Annotated in this window: 1 protein-coding gene; it reads right to left on the bottom strand. The window is 75.0% G+C overall.

The window, feature by feature from the left end; genetic code table 11:
- Positions 1-393, bottom strand: a 393-nt coding sequence (locus ABD308_RS16070) for a copper homeostasis protein CutC (RefSeq protein WP_344334098.1), incomplete at its 3' end; no start/stop codon positions are given.
- Positions 394-508 lie beyond the last annotated feature (115 nt).

Raw genomic sequence — 508 nt, 5'->3', positions numbered from 1 at the left:
GGCGGCCCGGTCGGCGCTGTGGTCGATCGCCCGGTGGAAGGTCCAGCGGCAGCCGGCCGCCGCCTCGGCGACGGCCTCGGTCGCGGCCAGGTCGACCCCGCCCCCGGCGTCGAGGAAGCCGAAGACGAACTCGTCGGCGCCCTCGGCCCGGAGCGCGGCGGCGCGGGCGCGCAGCTCGTCCAGGTCGCCGGGGGCGAAGCCGTCCCGGATGCGGAGCATGACGCGCAGCGGCAGGTCGACGGCGGCCCGGATCCCGGCGAAGTCCTGGACCGAGGGGGTGAGTCCGTCAGCGGCCATGTCGGTGACCAGTTCGAGCCGGTCGGCGCCGCCCGACTCGGCGGCCTGGGCGTCCTGGGGCGTCAGCGCGATGACTTCGAAAATTGGTCTAGACATATCCGATAGCCTGCCACACCGATCCGCTCCCCGGCGAGCCCCGTGCGGCCGGTTGGCCGGACAACGCGCACGGCCGGAGGAACGCGGAACGGCCGGACGAACGGGCCCACAACCC

This window comes from Kitasatospora putterlickiae, assembly GCF_039527695.1.
Taxonomy (GTDB): domain Bacteria; phylum Actinomycetota; class Actinomycetes; order Streptomycetales; family Streptomycetaceae; genus Kitasatospora; species Kitasatospora putterlickiae.
This window is presented reverse-complemented; position numbering and strand designations above follow the sequence as displayed.